At 59.2% G+C, this 16969-nt stretch carries 16 protein-coding genes; 7 read left to right on the top strand and 9 right to left on the bottom strand.

The annotated features are described in order from the left end of the window. The first annotated feature begins 2 nt into the window (after window positions 1-2). The 4 genes from eutB to doeB are packed head-to-tail and all read left to right on the top strand — an operon-like array spanning window position 3 to window position 4235. Window positions 3-1007, top strand: coding sequence for a hydroxyectoine utilization dehydratase EutB (gene eutB / locus ACQQ2Q_RS19240; RefSeq protein WP_428188745.1), 1005 nt, complete (start codon window positions 3-5; stop codon window positions 1005-1007). Next, a complete protein-coding gene (gene eutC, locus ACQQ2Q_RS19235; RefSeq protein ID WP_428188744.1) occupies window positions 1004-1996 on the top strand; it encodes an ectoine utilization protein EutC in 993 nt (330 codons plus the stop codon). The genes eutB and eutC overlap by 4 nt, the downstream gene beginning before the upstream one ends. Before the next feature lie 33 nt (window positions 1997-2029). Beyond that, window positions 2030-3223 carry an ectoine hydrolase DoeA gene (gene doeA / locus ACQQ2Q_RS19230; RefSeq protein WP_428188743.1) on the top strand — a complete coding sequence of 398 codons (1194 nt, stop codon included), beginning with the start codon at window positions 2030-2032 and terminating at the stop codon, window positions 3221-3223. 4 nt (window positions 3224-3227) lie between these two features. Further along, entirely contained in the window at window positions 3228-4235 is a 1008-nt protein-coding gene (gene doeB / locus ACQQ2Q_RS19225) for a N(2)-acetyl-L-2,4-diaminobutanoate deacetylase DoeB (RefSeq protein WP_428188742.1), read from the top strand. 51 nt (window positions 4236-4286) lie between these two features. Here doeB and ACQQ2Q_RS19220 read toward each other — a convergent pair whose 3' ends face one another. After that, window positions 4287-5159 carry a DUF1932 domain-containing protein gene (locus tag ACQQ2Q_RS19220; protein ID WP_428188741.1) on the bottom strand — a complete coding sequence of 291 codons (873 nt, stop codon included), beginning with the start codon at window positions 5157-5159 and terminating at the stop codon, window positions 4287-4289. Window positions 5160-5276: 117 nt separating this feature from the next. Further along, on the bottom strand, window positions 5277-6272 hold the full coding sequence (locus ACQQ2Q_RS19215; protein ID WP_428188740.1) for a bile acid:sodium symporter family protein: 996 nt from the start codon (window positions 6270-6272) through the stop codon (window positions 5277-5279). Between the two features lie 87 nt (window positions 6273-6359). On the opposite strand from ACQQ2Q_RS19215, the gene ACQQ2Q_RS19210 reads away from it, so the two are divergent. Further along, window positions 6360-7214 (top strand): LysR family transcriptional regulator, encoded by an 855-nt coding sequence (locus ACQQ2Q_RS19210; RefSeq protein WP_428188739.1) that lies wholly within the window; start codon window positions 6360-6362, stop codon window positions 7212-7214. Window positions 7215-7221: 7 nt separating this feature from the next. On the opposite strand, the gene ACQQ2Q_RS19205 is transcribed toward ACQQ2Q_RS19210, so the two are convergent. The 7 genes from ACQQ2Q_RS19205 to ACQQ2Q_RS19175 all read right to left on the bottom strand — a co-directional run bounded on the left by ACQQ2Q_RS19205 (window position 7222) and on the right by ACQQ2Q_RS19175 (window position 14653). Beyond that, window positions 7222-8256, bottom strand: a complete 1035-nt coding sequence (locus ACQQ2Q_RS19205; RefSeq protein WP_428188738.1) for a histone deacetylase family protein — start codon at window positions 8254-8256, stop codon at window positions 7222-7224. A 54-nt stretch (window positions 8257-8310) separates the two neighbouring features. Next, a complete protein-coding gene (locus ACQQ2Q_RS19200; RefSeq protein WP_428188737.1) occupies window positions 8311-9243 on the bottom strand; it encodes a 3-keto-5-aminohexanoate cleavage protein in 933 nt (310 codons plus the stop codon). Continuing rightward, complete coding sequence (locus ACQQ2Q_RS19195; protein ID WP_428188736.1) at window positions 9240-10604, bottom strand: aspartate aminotransferase family protein; 1365 nt, start codon at window positions 10602-10604, stop codon at window positions 9240-9242. The genes ACQQ2Q_RS19200 and ACQQ2Q_RS19195 overlap by 4 nt, the downstream gene beginning before the upstream one ends. Further along, window positions 10601-11707 carry an ABC transporter ATP-binding protein gene (locus tag ACQQ2Q_RS19190; RefSeq protein ID WP_428188735.1) on the bottom strand — a complete coding sequence of 369 codons (1107 nt, stop codon included), beginning with the start codon at window positions 11705-11707 and terminating at the stop codon, window positions 10601-10603. The genes ACQQ2Q_RS19195 and ACQQ2Q_RS19190 overlap by 4 nt, the downstream gene beginning before the upstream one ends. Window positions 11708-11771: 64 nt before the next feature. Next, window positions 11772-12917, bottom strand: a complete 1146-nt coding sequence (locus ACQQ2Q_RS19185) for an ABC transporter substrate-binding protein (RefSeq protein WP_428188734.1) — start codon at window positions 12915-12917, stop codon at window positions 11772-11774. A 72-nt stretch (window positions 12918-12989) separates the two neighbouring features. After that, window positions 12990-13775: an ABC transporter permease gene (locus ACQQ2Q_RS19180; RefSeq protein ID WP_428188733.1), complete on the bottom strand. Its 786-nt coding sequence runs from the start codon at window positions 13773-13775 to the stop codon at window positions 12990-12992. A gap of 11 nt (window positions 13776-13786) precedes the next feature. Next, the gene (locus ACQQ2Q_RS19175; RefSeq protein ID WP_428188732.1) at window positions 13787-14653 is read right to left on the bottom strand and encodes an ABC transporter permease; all 867 of its coding nucleotides are present in this window, start codon (window positions 14651-14653) and stop codon (window positions 13787-13789) included. A gap of 143 nt (window positions 14654-14796) precedes the next feature. On the opposite strand from ACQQ2Q_RS19175, the gene ACQQ2Q_RS19170 reads away from it, so the two are divergent. Further along, entirely contained in the window at window positions 14797-15774 is a 978-nt protein-coding gene (locus ACQQ2Q_RS19170) for a LysR family transcriptional regulator (protein ID WP_428188731.1), read from the top strand. A gap of 131 nt (window positions 15775-15905) precedes the next feature. Continuing rightward, window positions 15906-16949, top strand: a complete 1044-nt coding sequence (gene speB, locus ACQQ2Q_RS19165) for an agmatinase (protein WP_428188730.1) — start codon at window positions 15906-15908, stop codon at window positions 16947-16949. Window positions 16950-16969: the final 20 nt, after the last annotated feature.

The following is a 16969-nucleotide window of genomic DNA, read 5'->3' as shown; positions in this document are numbered from 1 at the left end:
CCATGTCCACGACAGCTTTGCCCGTCACCCTGTCCGATATCGAATCTGCAGCCGTCCGCATCTCCGGCAAGGTCCTGCGCACGCCCTTTGTCCCGTCTTCGTCGCTGAGTTCGCTTTGCGGCGTGCCGGTTGGTCTCAAGCTCGAACATCACCAGACAACAGGCGCGTTCAAGCTGCGCGGTGCCACCAATGCGGTGCTGGCATTGACACCTGACGAGCGGGCCCGCGGCGTCGTTGCCGCATCCACCGGCAATCATGGTCGAGCCCTTGCCTTTGCCGCCAAAGCCGAGGGTGCTGTTGCCACCATCTGCATGTCGCGACTGGTGCCAGACAACAAGGTATCCGAAATCAGGCGTCTGGGTGCCAATGTTCGCATTATCGGCAAGTCTCAGGACGAGGCCCAGGAAGAGGTCGATCGTCTGGTTTCGGAGGAGGGCATGGTCATGCTGCCGCCCTTCGACCACCGCGATATCGTAGCGGGCCAGGGCACGCTGGGGCTGGAGCTTGTCGATGACATGCCAGACCTCGCGACAGTTCTCATTCCCGTCTCCGGCGGCGGTTTGGCGGCAGGTGTTGCCGCTGCCGTCAAAGCGCGTCTGCCCAAGGCCCGTATCATCGGCATCACCATGGAGCGCGGTGCTGCAATGAAGGCGAGTATCGATGCCGGCCATCCGGTCATGGTGGAGGAATATCCAAGCCTTGCAGATTCACTGGGCGGTGGCATCGGTCTCGACAATCACGTCACATTCGCCATGTGCCGGCACCTGCTGGATGATCTGATCCTGCTCTCTGAAAGCGAAATCGCGACCGGCATCCGCCATGCCTACACGCAAGAGCGCGAGATCATCGAAGGCGGAGCAGCTGTCGGGATTGCAGCGCTTGTGGCGGGCAAGATCTCCAATATCAGCGGTCCCGTCGCCGTCATCCTGTCGGGGCGCAATGTCGACATGGAGCTGCATCGAAAGGTGATCAACGGCGAGAGCGATCCGTTCAGGGAGGCTGCATGAGCCAGATGAAGATCCTGACTGAAAAAGACCTCCGACAGATCGTCAGCCTCGATCAGGAGACTGTCGCCTGCATTGAGGCGGCCTTTGAGGCGCTGGCAACCAAGCCCGTTGCCATGCCGCCGATCCTTCGGCTCGACATTCCCGAACATCGCGGCGAAGTCGACGTGAAGACGGCCTATGTGCCCGGCATAGATGGCTTTGCCGTCAAGATCAGCCCCGGCTTTTTCGACAACTACAAGCTCGGCCTGCCCAGCACCAATGGCATGATGGTTCTGCTGTCGAGCCGTACCGGACTGGTTCAGGCGCTGTTGCTCGACAATGGCTATCTGACCGATGTACGCACGGCAGCGGCCGGTGCTGTGGCAGCCAAACATCTTTCGCGACCGGAAAGCGCCATCGCCACAATCTTCGGCGCGGGCATGCAGGCCAGACTTCAACTGAAGGCACTGACACTTGTGCGGCCGATAAGCACCGCTCGCATCTGGGCGCGTGATCACGACAAGGCCAGCAAGGTCGCTGCCGAGCTCACCTTGGAACTCGGTTATGCCGTCTCGGCCATCACCGATCCGGCAGAGGCGGTCAAGGACGCCGATATCATCGTCACCACAACACCATCCGAGACGCCGATCCTGAAATACGACTGGCTTGCTCCCGGCCAGCATGTGACGGCCATGGGATCGGATGCAGAGCACAAGAACGAGCTGGAGCCGGCGCTGATCGCCAAGGCCGGGCTCTATGTTGCGGACAGCCTGAAGCAGACACGTCGGCTGGGTGAACTTCACCACGCCATTGAAGCGGGTTTGGTTGAGCCGGATGCCAAGTTTGCCGAACTTGGCCAGATTATCGCGGGGCAGAAATCCGGCCGGACGGATACGTCACAGATCACGGTTGCCGATCTGACGGGCACCGGCATTCAGGACACCGCCATTGCAACGCTTGCCTTTGACCGCGCCAGCACCGCCGGGGCGGGCACCATTTTCGAAAGCTGACACCGGCAAAGACCGGTCAATGAGGGAAGACGCATGACCCAACCCAATCTCAAATTCTCTCTTGCCGAATACGAGGCGCGTCTTGCCAAGACCCGCCGCGCCATGGAGGCCAAGGGCATCGATCTCCTGATCGTCAGCGACCCTTCCAACATGAATTGGCTGACCGGCTATGACGGATGGTCATTCTATGTGCATCAGGGTGTGATCGTGCCGCCATCTGGCGAACCGATGTGGTTCGGGCGCGGACAGGATGGCAATGGTGCCAAGCTGACGGCCTATATCAAGCACGACAACATCATCGGCTATCCCGATAACTATGTGCAGTCCACCGAGCGCCATCCCATGGATTATCTGTCGGACGTTCTGGCCGACAAGGGCTATGGCAAGCTTACCATCGGCGTGGAGATGGACAATTACTGGTTCTCGGCAGCCGCCTTCGCCTCGCTCGTCAAGAACCTCCCCAATGCCCGTTTTGTCGATGCGACCGCGCTGGTCAACTGGCAGCGTGCGGTCAAGAGCGAGACCGAAATCAAATACATGCGCAATGCCGCGCGGATCGTCGAAGCCATGCATCAGCGCATCTTCGACAAGATGGAAGTCGGCATGCGCAAATGCGATCTGGTGGCCGACATCTATGACGCTGGTACGCGGGGTGTGCAGGGACCGGACGGTTGGATCGGTGGCGATTATCCGGCCATCGTTCCGCTACTGCCATCGGGCGTCGAAGCATCCGCACCGCATTTGACCTGGGATGACCGACCGATGAAATCGGGCGAGGGGACCTTCTTCGAGATTGCCGGCTGTTACAATCGCTATCACGTGCCGCTATCGCGCACGGTGTTCCTCGGCAAACCCACGCAGGCCTTCATCGATGCGGAAAAGGCAACGCTCGAGGGCATGGAAGCCGGTCTCGCCGTGGCCAAGCCCGGCAACACCTGCGAGGACATCGCCAACGCCTTCTTCGCGGTCCTCAACAAATACGGCATCGTCAAGGACAACCGCACCGGTTACCCCATCGGGCTGTCCTATCCGCCGGATTGGGGCGAGCGCACGATGAGCCTGCGCCCGGGCGACAAGACCGTTCTGGAAGCCGGAATGACCTTCCACTTCATGACCGGTCTCTGGCTGGAAGATATGGGCTTCGAGACCACCGAAAGCATCCTGATTACCGAAAACGGCGTGGAATGCCTCTCTAATGTGCCGCGCAAACTTGTCGTGAAAGACTGAACCGATGAACGTCCAGACTGGCCTGCGTCCTTCGCCGATTGTTGCCACCGTCGATTTTTACACCGACGGTGTGCAGCACGGCTTCCTGCGTCTGCCCTTCAGCCGCGATGACTCCGCCTGGGGATCGGTGATGATCCCGTTGACAGTGGTCAACAATGGCGTGGGGCCAACGGCCCTTCTGACCGGCGGCAATCACGGCGATGAATATGAAGGCCCGATTGCGCTCTATGAACTGGCGCGCACCCTGAAGGCGGAGGATATCACCGGACGTGTGATCATCGTCCCGGCGATGAATTATCCCGCCTTCGCCGCCGGCACGCGCACCTCGCCCATCGACAAGGGCAATCTCAATCGCAGCTTTCCGGGTCGCCCGGATGGAACGGTGACCGAGAAGATCGCTGACTATTTCCAGCGCGAATTGCTGCCGCTGGCGGATATCGTGCTTGATTTCCACTCGGGTGGACGCACGCTGGATTTCCTGCCCTTTTGTGCCGCGCATATCCTGCCCGACAAGATGCAGGAGGCGAAATCCTTCGAATTCGTAGAAGCCTTCGGCGCACCTTACTCGATGAAGATGCTGGAGATCGATTCCGTCGGCATGTATGACACTGCCGCCGAAGACATGGGCAAAACCTTCATCACCACGGAACTGGGTGGTGCCGGCACAGCGACGGCGAAAAGTGCAGCGATCGCCAAACGCGGCATCAACAACCTCTTGAAGGCCGCCGGCATTCTGGAGGGTGAGGTTGAGGCAAACAAGACCCAATGGCTGGATATGCCGGGCAATGACTGCTTCTATTTTGCCGATGACGGCGGCTTGATCGAATTGCTCGTCGATCTGGGTGACCAGGTCCAGCAGGGCATGGTCATCGCCCGTGTGTCGCCCATTGCCAGAACCGGCATCGAACCGATCGAGGTTCGCGCCAAGATGGACGGTATCCTGACAGCGCGACATGTACCGGGCCTGGTAAAGCCGGGCGACTGTGTCTGCGTTCTCTCTGTTCCGGTCTGAACCATCAACGACTGAGATAACTTGAAACGGTCCGGGATTGTCTCGGGCCGTTCAGCCTTCGCGTTTTACGAGGCGAAGTCGGGCAATCTCGGCAATTGCCTCGGAAAGCGGTGCATCGCTGAGCGATGTGGCCGAAACGCCCCCCATGGCGGCCTGAACATCTGCTATGCAATCGGCAAGCGCGCCGGTCAGGCCAAGTGCCGTCAGCGTTGCAGCACTTTCGCGCATTTCGGCTGCGCGGCGTGCGCCATGTTGCAGCGTGCGCTCGAAATTATAGGTCGCGACATCCGGCCAGCCCAGCCCCGGATAACTGTTCGAGAGCGACGAGAAGACGCGGTCGAAGCAACCGGAAACGGAGGCTGCCAGCAGCGTCTCGACCGTCAGCGCCTCAAGTCCCTTCACAAACAGGGACCGCACCATCTTGATCGCGGTGGCAGCACCGGGCTCTTGGCTTACAATCTCCAGTTTGAAGCCAAGCTTTTGAAGATCGGCTGCCATGTCTTGTGCCAGCTTTCCGGCAATCAGCACTGGCGTCGCATGACCCCGCGGATGCACCGGTGCCATCACGGCCATGTCGAGATAGCCGGCTTGTTTCCCCTCCACCAGTAAGGCGGTTTCGCGCTTGCGGTCCGGGGAAACGGAATTGATGTCGATGAAGGTCTGGCCCGGCAGCAGGCTGTCGGCAATGGCCTTTGCGGCATCAAGGCTCTGGTCGGCCGTGACGGCACTGATGATCCAGTCTGCCCCGGCGATTGCCTCTGCGGGGGTTGCACAAAAACAAATGCCCCTCGCTTTGCAGGCCTCGCTCATCGCCTCGACCTGCCGAACATCATAGGCAGCGGTGATCTCCACGCTTGCCTGCTCGGCCAAGCTATCCGCAAATGCCCGTGCAGCTTCGCCAAATCCGATAAAGGCAAGTTTCATGATCCCTCCGCGACTTGCACCCTGCAGGCGATGAGCCCTGAAGCGCTTCGCCCAATCCTCAACCGGACGCACCTTAGGTCTAATCAAGACAGCTGTCAGCAGGCGCGTATCGCGGCGTTATTGAGCTGGTGCCGGGACCGGATCATCGTGGACAAGCCGTTTTGCATATTTTTGGGCAATGATCGCGCAGGCCATCAACTGGATCTGGTGGAACAGCATCAGCGGCAGAACGATCGCACCAACAGAAGATGACTGGTTGGCGAAGATGGCATTGGCCATCGGGACCCCGCTTGCCAGCGATTTCTTCGACCCGCAGAAGGTAATGGTGATTTCGTCTTCCTTGTTGAAGCCGAGAAGTCGGCTGCCATACATGGTGACGGCTAGGACGACTGCGAGCAGAACCATGTCGACGACAATCACGGTTGCGATGTCGGTGATGGTAAAGGTGTGCCACAGGCCCTCGATCACCGCTTCGGAAAACGCAAGATAGACCACCATCAGAATGGAACCGCGGTCGACCGGTGCCAGAATTTTCTTCTTCGAGCGGATCCAGTCGCCAATCCAGGGCTGAAGAAGCTGACCGACGACGAAAGGCAGCAGCAATTGCAGCATGATGCTTTCCAGTGCATCCCAGGAAAAGCCGCCATTGCCTGTGGTCGACAACAGCAGACCTGTCAAAAGCGGCGTCAGGAACATGCCAAGGATATTGGAACCGGACGCGGCAACGACGGCCGCCGGCACATTGCCGCCCGCCATTGAGGTAAATGCGATCGACGACTGCACGGTTGATGGCAGCACGCAGAGGAACAGGATGCCCATATAGAGTGGCGGCGCCAGAATGCTTTGCGGAATAAAGCCGATCATCAGGCCCAGAACCGGGAAGATCGCAAATGTCGTGAGCAGGATCGTCAGATGCAAGCGCCAATGCAGGGCGCCGGCCACGACCGTCTGGCGCGACAGGCGCGCGCCATGGAGGAAGAACAGCAATCCGATGGCGATATCCGTCGCCACGCCGAACCATTCGGCGTAGACGCCATCAATCGGCAGCATGGATGCCAGGATGACAGTGCAGATCAGCAAGATCGTGAAGCGGTCGGGCGCAAAGCGACTCATCGGGGACAGTTCCTCATATTGAACTTTTCATTTCGCTTATCACGACCTACAACGCAAACACTAACAGTTATCACGAAAGCCGATAACATGCTCAATCTTGCCCATCTGAACAGCTTTGTCATCCTGCATACAACCGGCAGCTTCACAGAAACCGGCGCGCGGCTCGGGATCGGTCAGTCGACAGTCACGCAACACATTCAGCGCCTGGAAAAATCACTCGACCGCAAACTCGTCTTTCGCGATACCCACCGGGTAAAGCTGACGGCGGAAGGCGAAGCGTTACTGGGTTATGCAAGGGCGATGCTGGATCTTGATGGCAAGATTGCTGCCCGGTTCGGCGAGGGCCGCCTTCGCGGACAGTTACGGCTTGGTGTGTCCGAGGACGTGGTTGCCAGCAGACTGACATCAATCCTCGAAGATTTCATCCGCCAGCATCCGCTGGTCGACCTCGAATTGACCGTGGCGCTCAGCGCTTCGCTCTATCAGATGCAGGAGACAGGGGATCTCGATCTGGTGCTTGCCAAACGTCATCTGGGCGAAACCCACGGCCGGCTTCTTTATCGCGAGCCGCTGGTGTGGCTGGCAAGGGACCCGGACTTTATCCTGTCGCGCAGCGATGTCCTGCCACTCATTGCATTTCCACCACCCTCAATTACCAGACGGGTGGCTCAGGAGGCACTTGATCGCGGCAATGTGCCCTGGCGGATTGTGTGCACCTGCGGCAGCCTCAGTGGCCTGACGGCTGCCGCCCGTGCCGGCATGGGCGTGCTGGTCCAGCCCCGCAGCATGGCACCGTCGGGCCTCAGGGAAATAACCGGAGAACGGCTTCCGGTGCTGGAAGACGTGGAATTCGTACTGGTCCCCCGACGCGGCGCGGATGCGGCACTGGTGGAAGCCCTGTCCAGTCTGATCGTTGCACAGATCGCGCCGCAGCATTCTTAAAGGCTGATCAGCCGTTTCGCCCTTGCTGAAATCCATTGAGGAAGGATGTCAGGTTGTCGCCAAGCGCATCGCAGAGATAGCCACCCTCCTGCACAATCGCGGTGGGCAGGCCGAGCGAAGCACAACGCTCGCCGATCTTGGAGAAGCCGCCGGTGGAGACCGACAAGCCGCCAAAGGGATCGCCTTCGAAGGCGTCCAGCCCCAGAGCGACGACGAGAGCGCCGGGCGCAAAGGCGCGAATGCGCACAAGGGCTGTATCCAGTGCTGCCAGAAATGCGTCGTCTGCGGAATGGCGGGCCAGCGGAAGGTTGAGATTGTAGCCGAGGCCCGCGCCTTGGCCGCGCTCTGCGACATGGCCCCAGAAGAACGGATAAAATCGGACCGGATCGGCATGGATCGAGACCGTCAGGACATCGGCTCTGGAATAGAACATGCCTTGGGTTCCATTGCCGTGATGCAGATCGACGTCCAATATGGCGACACGGTCGTGGCTCTTGCGAAGACTTTGTGCCGCAATGCCTGAATTGTTGAGAAAGCAGAAGCCACCGGCGAGGTCGGCAAAGGCATGGTGGCCGGGCGGTCGCGACAAGGCATAGACGGCATCTTCCTCTCCCGACAGCAGCATCTGCGCTGCATGTGTTGCCGTTTGTGCGCTCCAGTAGGCCGAGTTCCATGTGTCGGCAGAAATCGGACACGACGTATCTGCCATGTGATATCCGGCCTGGCCGACGGCAGAAGCTGGATAAGTCAGATCGCGGCGGTCGGGATGGATATTGGGGATCACCTCGGCAGAGCCATTCTCGATCCGCATCCAGCGCTCATGGATATTTTGCAGGAACTGGAGATATTCCGGTGAGTGGACGGCGGCAATGGGCGACAGGCCGTGATCGATCGGGGCCACCGTTTTGAGGCCTGCAGCACCTGCACCGGCCAAAAGGCGCTCGACACGCTCGGGGACTTCCGGGTTCGGTTGCTGTGCGCCCGACGACAGGAAATGTTTCGGATCGTGGTGGCGCTGTTCATCGTGAAAGACGGTTTTCATGAGCTTATCTGCCTGTAAAAGGTATGGCCTGCGTGGCAAAGCGTCGGCACAATCTTAGAACGCAACACGGTCGCCTCCCTTGAGATCGAGCATCTTTCGCGCTTCCTGCGGTGTCGCGACGTCCAGGCCCATATCTTCGACGATACGACGGATGCGCGCCACCTGATGGGCGTTGTCAGGGGCGAGCTCCCGTCCGGCGCCGGTGGTCAGGCTGTCCTCCAGCCCGACCCGCACATTTCCACCCATCACGGCCCCCATGGCACCGAGCCGCATCTGATGACGTCCAGCCGCCAAAACCGAGAATTGATAGGCATTGCCCAAAAGCCGGTCAGCAGTCGATTTCAGAAAGATCAGGCTTTCAGGGCTGGCATCGATGCCCCCCAGAATTCCCAGCACGAACTGGATGAAGATCGGCGGTTTGAGCATGCCCTGCTTGAGATAATAGGCCACCGTCTGGATGTGCCCGGCATCGTAGCACTCGAATTCGAAGCGCGTGCCGCAGCCGTCGCCAAGCGCGGTCAGGATATGTTCGATATCGGCAAAAGTATTCTTGAACACCACATTCTTGGTGGCGCGCAAAAACGGCTGCTCCCAGCCGTGCTTCCAGTCTTCGTATCGCTCTGCCAAAGGAAAAATGCCGAAATTCATCGAGCCCATATTGAGCGAGCACATTTCCGGTTGCGCGGCCATGGCCGGTGCCAGACGCTCTTCCAGCGTCATCTGAGAGGACCCGCCGGTGGAGATGTTGAGAACGGCATCCGTCGACTGCTTGATGCGCGGCAAAAACCCCATGAAATCGTCCGGGCGGGCACTGGGCATGCCCGTTTCCGGGTCCCGCGCATGAAGATGCAGAATGGATGCTCCGGCCTCAGCCGCCGCCAGCGCCTGCGTGGTCATCTCGTCTGCCGTGACTGGCAGATGCGGGCTCATGGTCGGCGTGTGAATGGATCCTGTCAGTGCGCAGGTGAGGATGATCTTGCCCGTCATGACATGCGATTTCCCCGTGGGAGATCGAACTTGTCGGCAAAGGCATCCAGACTGTCCGTCAGGATTTCCATGATTTCACCGATCTGCGGTTCCGTCAGGATCAGCGGCGGGCAGACGAGGAAATGATCGCCCTCGACACCGCCGCGGGTGCGGCGCGAATAGAGGATCAAGCCACGCGAATAGGCCTCTTCCACCAGATGAATATGCGCATCCATGGCCTTTGGCAGCGGTGCCATGGTGTCCAAATCCGAGACCAGCTCGAAGGCCAGCAGCAGGCCCTTTCCACGGACATCGCCGATAAAGGGGTATCGAGCCTTCAGCCCGGTCAACTCGGCCTTCAGACGGTCGCCAATGTCTTCGGCGTTTTGGCACAACGACAGGCGGTCGACCTCTTCGAGCACGGCCACGCCTGCGGCACAGGCCAGCGGATTTCCGGCATATGTATAGCCATGAATGAACCCGCCTTTTGCCAGCACAGGCTCCACCAAACGCTCATGCGCGACCATGGCACCCAGTGGCGCATAGCCCGCTGCAAAGCCCTTGGAGAGCGCGATGATATCGGGCTGCAAACCGAAGTGTTCGGCTGCGAGAAAACGACCTGTGCGCCCGGCACCGGTCATCACCTCATCGAGGATCAGCAAGATGTTGAACTCGCGGCAGATCTCCTGCACGCGTTTGTAATAGCTGTCTGGCGCAACCAGTGCGCCAGTCGAAGCCCCGCCGACCGGTTCCATAATGAAGGCAAGCACAGTTTCCGGTCCTTGCGCCAGGATCTCGGCACGCAGCATCTCAGCATAACGAAGGCCACGGTCTTCCATCGAAAGATCGTCGTGATCGAGATAGCAGGTAGGGGCCGGTACCTTCGGCATTTCCCGCAGCATCGGCGCAAATGGCGCGCTCATGTTTTCCATGCCGGTCAGTGCCAGAGCCCCCAGTGTGGAGCCATGATAGGATGGATAGCGTGATATGATCTTCCAGCGGCTTTCCTCGCCAACGGCCAGCGCATACTGGCGCGCCAGCTTGATCGCGCTTTCCACGGCCTCCGACCCGCCGGAAACGAAGAACACCTTGTTGAGGCCGTCCGGCATGCGCGCAGCCGTCATCTGCGCCAGCTTTTCTGCCGGCTCGTTTTCGAAATGCAGGCGATAGGCAAAGGTGGTCTTGTCCATCTGGGATCGCATGGCAGCCAGAACGTGTTCGTTGCCGTGGCCGATATTCGACACCATCGCGCCGCTCGATCCGTCGATATAGCGTTTTCCATCCGCATCCCAGATGTAGATACCGCGTGCCTCGCCAACGGTCGGGCGCCGCTGGCGGGTCTGATAGAAGAGGTTGGACGGAGCATGCTGCCTGCTGGTCATAGGTTTGCCTCAAAGGGAACGAGGGCACAGTCGCGACCGCGAATGACTGCGCGCACCTTGTCTCCCTGACGATAGGGGTGCGTTTCAATCGGATTGATGGCCTGCAGGGATTTGCCGCCGACAGCGACGAAATAGCGCGCCGCCTGGCCTTGATAGTCCACCGCAGTAATTTCCGCCGGAAGCGAGATTGCATCGGGCGGAACATCCGCTCCGGACTGGTCGAGATAGAGCCGTTCGGCACGCACCACCACCATCGACCGTTCGCCGTCTGCCATGTCGCGGGAGCGTCCAACCGGCACCTTCAAGCTCCCAAAGCCGCCAATCGCCACATTCACGTCGCTGCCGGTGCGGGCGGTAATCTTGCCCTCCACCAGATTGGAGTTGCCGAGAAAGCGGGCAACGAAGGCCGAGGCCGGATTGACATACACCTCCTCCGGATCGCCGATCTGCTCGATATGCCCCTTGCTCATGACGACGATCTTGTCGGACATGGCCAGCGCTTCGGACTGATCGTGGGTGACGAAAATGGTGGTGATGCCGAGCTGCGCCTGAATGCGCTTCAATTCCACCCGCATGTCCTCGCGAAGATTGGCATCGAGCGCCGACAGGGGCTCATCGAGCAACAATACGTCGGGCTCAATGACGATGGCGCGGGCAAGGGCGATGCGCTGTTGCTGACCGCCGGACAGCTCGCGTGGGAAGCGGTTGGACAGGTCCGGCAACTGCACGAGATCCAGCGCCTGACGCACCTTGGTATCGATATCGCTCTGGCTCTGGCTGCGGTATTTCAGACCGAACGCGACATTGTCGTAAATGGTTTTGTGGGGAAAGAGGGCATAGTTCTGAAACACGATGCCCAGATTGCGCTTGTGGATCGGGGTCCGGGTGACACTCTTTCCCTTGATCGTGATCTCGCCTTCGCTGGGATCGAGCAGACCGGCAATCATGCGCAAGGTCGTGGTCTTGCCACAACCCGAAGGGCCGAGCAGGGTGACAAAGCTGCCCTCGTCAATCGACAGGTCCATCCTGTGCACGGCCGTAACGGCACCAAAGCGCTTGACGATACCGCGCAGTTCCACGGCCTTGCCTGCAATTTCCGTCATGCGGATCACTCCATCGAATACTATGTATTCCGGAACGCCCGAAGAGGCGTTCCGGAGGTTTTGCTCAGTAGCCGCGTTCGACGCGCGAATAGGTCTTGGACCATTCCGCTTCATGGCCGTTCCAGTAATCGGCGTTGAAGAAGTTGAGACCTGCCAGCGTACCGGTCGGATCAAAGGCTGGAAGCGACTTGATCTTGTCGGTCAGTTCGACCTTTTGCGGGTCGAGGGACGGCGGGTACAACTGGCCTTCGGCAACCGCAATCGCCACTTCCGGCTCCAGCATGAAGTTGACCAGTTCCTCGCAGGCTTCCATCGGGCTGCCCTTGATGACGAAGATGCATTCCTGCCAGCCCAGTCCGCCCTTGGGATCGAAATAGCCGATGTCGTGGCCCTGGTCCTGCAAGGCCTTGATGCGGCCCGACCAGCCTTCGGTCACGTAGATTTCCTCTTCCGTCAGAAGGCTCATCAGTTCCGCGCCCGAGGTCCAGTATTTCAGGACGAGATCGCGGTTGGTACGGATCGCATCCCATACGGCATCGATGTCCTTGATGTCGTTGGGGTCCTGATCGGTCTGCAGCGCACCGTACCAGATACGGGTCTTCCAATCGCTCCAGCCGCCGATCTTGCCCTTGTATTTGGCGTCGAGCAGGATCTTGGCGCCCTTTTCCTTGACCTCGTCATCGGAGATGAACTTGCGGTTATAGGCAATGCTGGTGGTGCCATAGTCGTAGGGAACAGCCGAAAGCTTGCCGTCGGTGATCTTGCGGAACACGTCCTGCAGCGCCGGGATGACATTGGACAGGTTCGGAATATTGGCTTCGTTCAGTTCCGATGTCAGGCCAAGCTCGTGATAGCGGGAATAGTCGAACACACCGGACAGATGCGCCAGATTGAACTCACCCGGCTGGCCGGAACGAATGCGGGCGATATACTCATCGGCGCCGCCAAAGGTGCCGTCGACCACTTTGATGCCGGTTTTGGCCGTGTAGGGATCGAACGCATATTTGCGGAATGCTTCCGACACCACGCCGCCCCAGCCGTCGAAACGGATCTGATCAGGCGTTGCCGCATGCGCGAACTTGGTGAAAGGGCTGCCCATGACGCCATAGGCGGCAGCCGAAGCGCCGATCAGACCGAGAAAGCTGCGGCGGCTGACACTGCCATCGCGGTAACGGTCGAGTAGTCGCTCATAGCGCTTGGTATCATCCATATTGAATACTCCATTTTGCAAAATATGCCCGCTCTTGTTCGGTGAGCTGCGGACCATGGCTCCATGCGATTGTCATCTACGGTTGGCGGTGAGTTTTCGGGCGATGGCCATGCCAAGCACGGGCATCAGGATGGTGAAAGCGATCATCACCGTGCCCAAAGCGTTGATCTCTGGCGATATCGAATTGCGCAGCATGGCAAAGATCTGCGTCGGCACGGTTTCCACCCCACCGGGTTTCCAGAACATGGTTCCGGTGACGTCGTCGAAGGACATGGTGAAGGCAAACAGCATTCCGGCCAGAACGGCTGGCAGCAGAAGCGGCAGCGTCACGGCAAAGAAGGTCTGCACCGGATTGGCCCCGAGACTGCGCGCTGCCTCTTCATATTCAGGCTTCATGGCCACCAGCCTTGCCTGCACCACAAGCACGACGAAGGGCAGCGTGAAGATGACGTGGCCGAGCAGCAGAAGCACGAAGCTCTTGGGCAATTGCAGCCAGCGCAAGAACAGAAGCAGGGCCACGGCCAGAACCACTTCGGGGATCAGAAGCGGTGCAATCAGGAGTGTGGTGACAGCCCCTTTGCCGGGAAAGCGGTAGCGCACCAATGCAAGGGCCGCCAGAATACCGATGACGGTGGAGATGACGGCCGTCAGCGCGCCCAGAATGAGGGAGACGCGGAAGGCTCGCACAATCGCCTCATTTTCCCACAGCCGCACGAACCAGCGGAAGCTCAAACCTTCCATGGGAAAGGCGCCGAACTGGCTGGAATTGAAGGACAGCAACACGACCACTGCGACCGGCAGGAACATGAAGAGATAGACAAGAATGGTATAGAGCCTGATGAAGGACCAGCCCGACATGATGCTTCCCCTCATCCGAATGACTTTGCGATCTGGCCAAGCCCGGCCAGGCGGTTGTAGACGGCGACGATGGCACCGAGGACGACCAGAAGCACGATCGACAGTGCAGAGCCGAGCGGCCAGTTGAGCTGCGTTATGATCGCCTCGAACACCAGATTGGCAAACATGGCATCACGCGGTCCGCCCAGAATGAGCGGCGTGATATAGGTGCCAGCCGACAAGACGAAGCAGAGCAGTCCGCCGGCCGCCAGCCCCGGCAGCGACAAGGGGAGGGTGACTTCCCGGAACGACTGGAAGCCGGAAGCTCCCAGCGACCGCGCGGCGTCGAGCAGATTGCGGTCGATGCCATCGATGCTGACAAAGACGTTGAGCACCATGAAGGGCAGCAGAAAATGCACCAGTCCCAGAATGACTGCCCACTCATTGTAGAGAAACTGAACAGGCTCCGAAATCAGGCCGAAATAGATGAGTATCCGGTTCAGCGCGCCGCTGGCTCCCAGAATATTGATCCACGACATGGTTCGGATGATGTAGCTGATCCAGAAGGGAAGGATCAGCAGCAACAGGAGTAGCGTCTTGAATCTGGTTTGCGACATGGCGACGAAATAGGCGGGCACATAGCCAAGCAGAGCGCAGAAAACCGTGGTGATGGCAGCGATGCGCAAGGTGCTGAACAGGATGTCCCGGTAGAAGGGATCGCTAAACACCTCGTGCCAATTGTCGAGGTAAAAGCCTGGAATCTCGGCACCTGCTGCGGATCGCAGCCAGAACGAATAGACAATGATGAACATCACCGGCACGGCCAGCAAAAAGGCCACCGCAGCCAGTGCTGGAGACAGCAATATCCATGGGCGTGCCGTATACGCCTTATCGCTCATCCTGAAGTTCCGTCTGATTTGGCATGACCGTGCGAGCACGACCACTGTTCCCGTTCTTTTTTGTTGTCTGGAGTTTGGCCCGAAAAAGTGACATTCTCAAAATAGATAATGAGAATTGTTGATATAGATTTGGGGAATGTCACGTGATCAATCGCCTGAGCGCTGCGCCCACCAAGGAAGGCCGCATGGTCTGGGATCTGGACTGGAACCTGATCCGCACCTTTCTGGTCATCGTTGAGGAGCAGGGCATTACCGCTGCTGCCAACGCCCTCAGCCTGAAACAGCCAACTGTGTCCAATGCGCTTCAACGCCTCGAGCAACGGTTGGCGAAGCGTTTGATCGTCCGGGCGCCGGGACGCTTCGAAGTCACGCCTGCCGGACAGTTGCTCTATGACGAGGCAGTCGAGATCTTCGGCAGCATATCGCGTCTCAGCATCCTCATTCGCGATATGGATGAAGAAGTGTCCGGCCATGTGACACTCGCAATGGCAAGCCATGTCGTTTCGCCGGTGCTGGACGAGGTGCTCTCCACCTTCCACCGCAGCTATCCGGGCGCCACACTCGGCATCGATGTCATGACAAGCCATGACGTCATTCAGGCCGTGCGGCAGCGGCAGGCAAGCATTGGCATCTGTCTGGTCCACGAAAAGCAGCCGCAACTGAATTATGCCCGTCTCTTTCGCGAGTATTTCGGCTTCTTCTGCGGCCCGCAGCATCGCCTGTTCGGCCGCGAGGGTCTCAGCATGTCCGATCTTCGCGGAGAGACATCGGTGTCGTTTCGCACCGACAGGTTGTCGGACGCCTTGCGCCCGGTGGCTTTGGTGAGGGCCGAGGCCGAACTGGAAGACCGGGTTGTCGGCGTCTCCTCCAGCCTGGAGGAAGTGCGACGCATGATCCTGGCGGGTCTGGGAATTGGTCCCTTGCCGATCCATGTCGCCAAAAAGGATGTGGAAGCCGGCCTTTTATGGCGCCTGCCTCCCTATGATGCCCCGCCGGCAATCGACATTCACGTGGTCACCAATCCAAGCACCAGACTCAACCGCGCCGAACAGCACCTGATCGCCATGATCCGCCAGCGTATCGAAGAGATCCCGTTTCAGCAGCGGGATTATAAAAGCTGAGCTGCCTGCAACATCGCAGCGTGATTTTCAGAAAATGACCTTGCGTGTCACGCCGCGCTGCGCATCATCGGCTCAGACGATGCCAGCGTCGCTGTTAATTTGCTGCAGTTGCCAAGAACCAAGGAACGACAATGTCGGACAATCATCTGGATTATTTGAAGAAGCGCTATACCGGTGCGGCAGAATCCATCATCCATGACGAACACTTTGCCTCCGTCGCCGACCGCGTCATCGATCCGAGCGGCAAGCGTGTCGCTCCCTATGCCGGCTTTCCGACACTGCTCGATGCGCCGGCGCGCAATATCGACTGGAATGCCCCCGATTTTTCCGATCTCGACGTGGCCTTGATCGGCATGCCGATGGATCTGGCGATCTCCAACCGCAATGGCTGCCGTTTTGGACCGCGCGCACTTCGCAGCATCGAACGCATCGGGCCTTATAACCACGTCTTGAAAGTCGCGCCGACTTTCGACCTCAACGTCGCCGATGTTGGCGACGTCAATTTCCGCAGCCGCTACGATCTGCCCGGATGCCACGACGATATTGAAAAGGCGGTGGCGGCAATTGTTGCCCAGGGCGTTCTTCCGCTTTCGGTCGGAGGCGATCATTCGATCTCCCTGCCGATTTTGCGGGCCCTTGGCGCTAAATACGGTCCGGTGGCAATGATCCATATCGACGCCCATTGCGACACCGGCGGCCCGTTCGAGGGTAACCGGTTCCATCACGGCGGCCCGTTCCGTCATGCCGTTCTGGAAGGCAAGCTCGATCCGCGCCACACCATCCAGATCGGTATCCGCGGCTCTGCGGAAATGCTGTGGGAGTTCTCCTATGATTCCGGCATGACGGTTATTCACGCCGAAGAATTCGCCGCGATGGGCATCGATGCGGCGATCGCAAAGGCCAAGACCCTTGTGGGCGACATGCCGGTCTACCTCTCCTTCGACGTCGATAGCCTCGATCCAGCCTTTGCACCCGGGACCGGCACGCCGGAAGTGGGCGGCCTGACAACCCGCGAGGCGCAGGCCCTGTTACGCGGCCTGACCGGACTTAATCTCATCGGCGGCGATGTCGTCGAGGTCGCACCACAATATGACGCGACGACCAACACCGCACATGCCGGCGCGCAGATGTTGTTCGAGATCCTGTCGCTGATGGCGGTTGCCAAGGCAAAATAATAGCCGTGCGAGCTTGTTTC

The organism is Agrobacterium sp. ES01 (genome assembly GCF_050320885.1).
GTDB lineage: Bacteria > Pseudomonadota > Alphaproteobacteria > Rhizobiales > Rhizobiaceae > Allorhizobium.
Note: the sequence above shows the minus strand (reverse complement) of the source record. Positions and strands in the feature narration are given on the sequence as shown.

Coding starts and splice junctions, on each gene's coding strand:
- ACQQ2Q_RS19175 (WP_428188732.1), bottom strand. CDS start 14,653: ATGAGCGATAAGGCGTATACGGCACGCCCATGGATATTGCTGTCTCCA.
- eutB (WP_428188745.1), top strand. CDS start 3: ATGTCCACGACAGCTTTGCCCGTCACCCTGTCCGATATCGAATCTGCA.
- doeA (WP_428188743.1), top strand. CDS start 2,030: ATGACCCAACCCAATCTCAAATTCTCTCTTGCCGAATACGAGGCGCGT.
- eutC (WP_428188744.1), top strand. CDS start 1,004: ATGAGCCAGATGAAGATCCTGACTGAAAAAGACCTCCGACAGATCGTC.
- ACQQ2Q_RS19190 (WP_428188735.1), bottom strand. CDS start 11,707: ATGACGGAAATTGCAGGCAAGGCCGTGGAACTGCGCGGTATCGTCAAG.
- ACQQ2Q_RS19195 (WP_428188736.1), bottom strand. CDS start 10,604: ATGACCAGCAGGCAGCATGCTCCGTCCAACCTCTTCTATCAGACCCGC.
- ACQQ2Q_RS19180 (WP_428188733.1), bottom strand. CDS start 13,775: ATGTCGGGCTGGTCCTTCATCAGGCTCTATACCATTCTTGTCTATCTC.
- ACQQ2Q_RS19185 (WP_428188734.1), bottom strand. CDS start 12,917: ATGGATGATACCAAGCGCTATGAGCGACTACTCGACCGTTACCGCGAT.
- ACQQ2Q_RS19205 (WP_428188738.1), bottom strand. CDS start 8,256: ATGAAAACCGTCTTTCACGATGAACAGCGCCACCACGATCCGAAACAT.
- ACQQ2Q_RS19200 (WP_428188737.1), bottom strand. CDS start 9,243: ATGACGGGCAAGATCATCCTCACCTGCGCACTGACAGGATCCATTCAC.
- ACQQ2Q_RS19215 (WP_428188740.1), bottom strand. CDS start 6,272: ATGAGTCGCTTTGCGCCCGACCGCTTCACGATCTTGCTGATCTGCACT.
- speB (WP_428188730.1), top strand. CDS start 15,906: ATGTCGGACAATCATCTGGATTATTTGAAGAAGCGCTATACCGGTGCG.
- ACQQ2Q_RS19220 (WP_428188741.1), bottom strand. CDS start 5,159: ATGAAACTTGCCTTTATCGGATTTGGCGAAGCTGCACGGGCATTTGCG.
- doeB (WP_428188742.1), top strand. CDS start 3,228: ATGAACGTCCAGACTGGCCTGCGTCCTTCGCCGATTGTTGCCACCGTC.
- ACQQ2Q_RS19210 (WP_428188739.1), top strand. CDS start 6,360: ATGCTCAATCTTGCCCATCTGAACAGCTTTGTCATCCTGCATACAACC.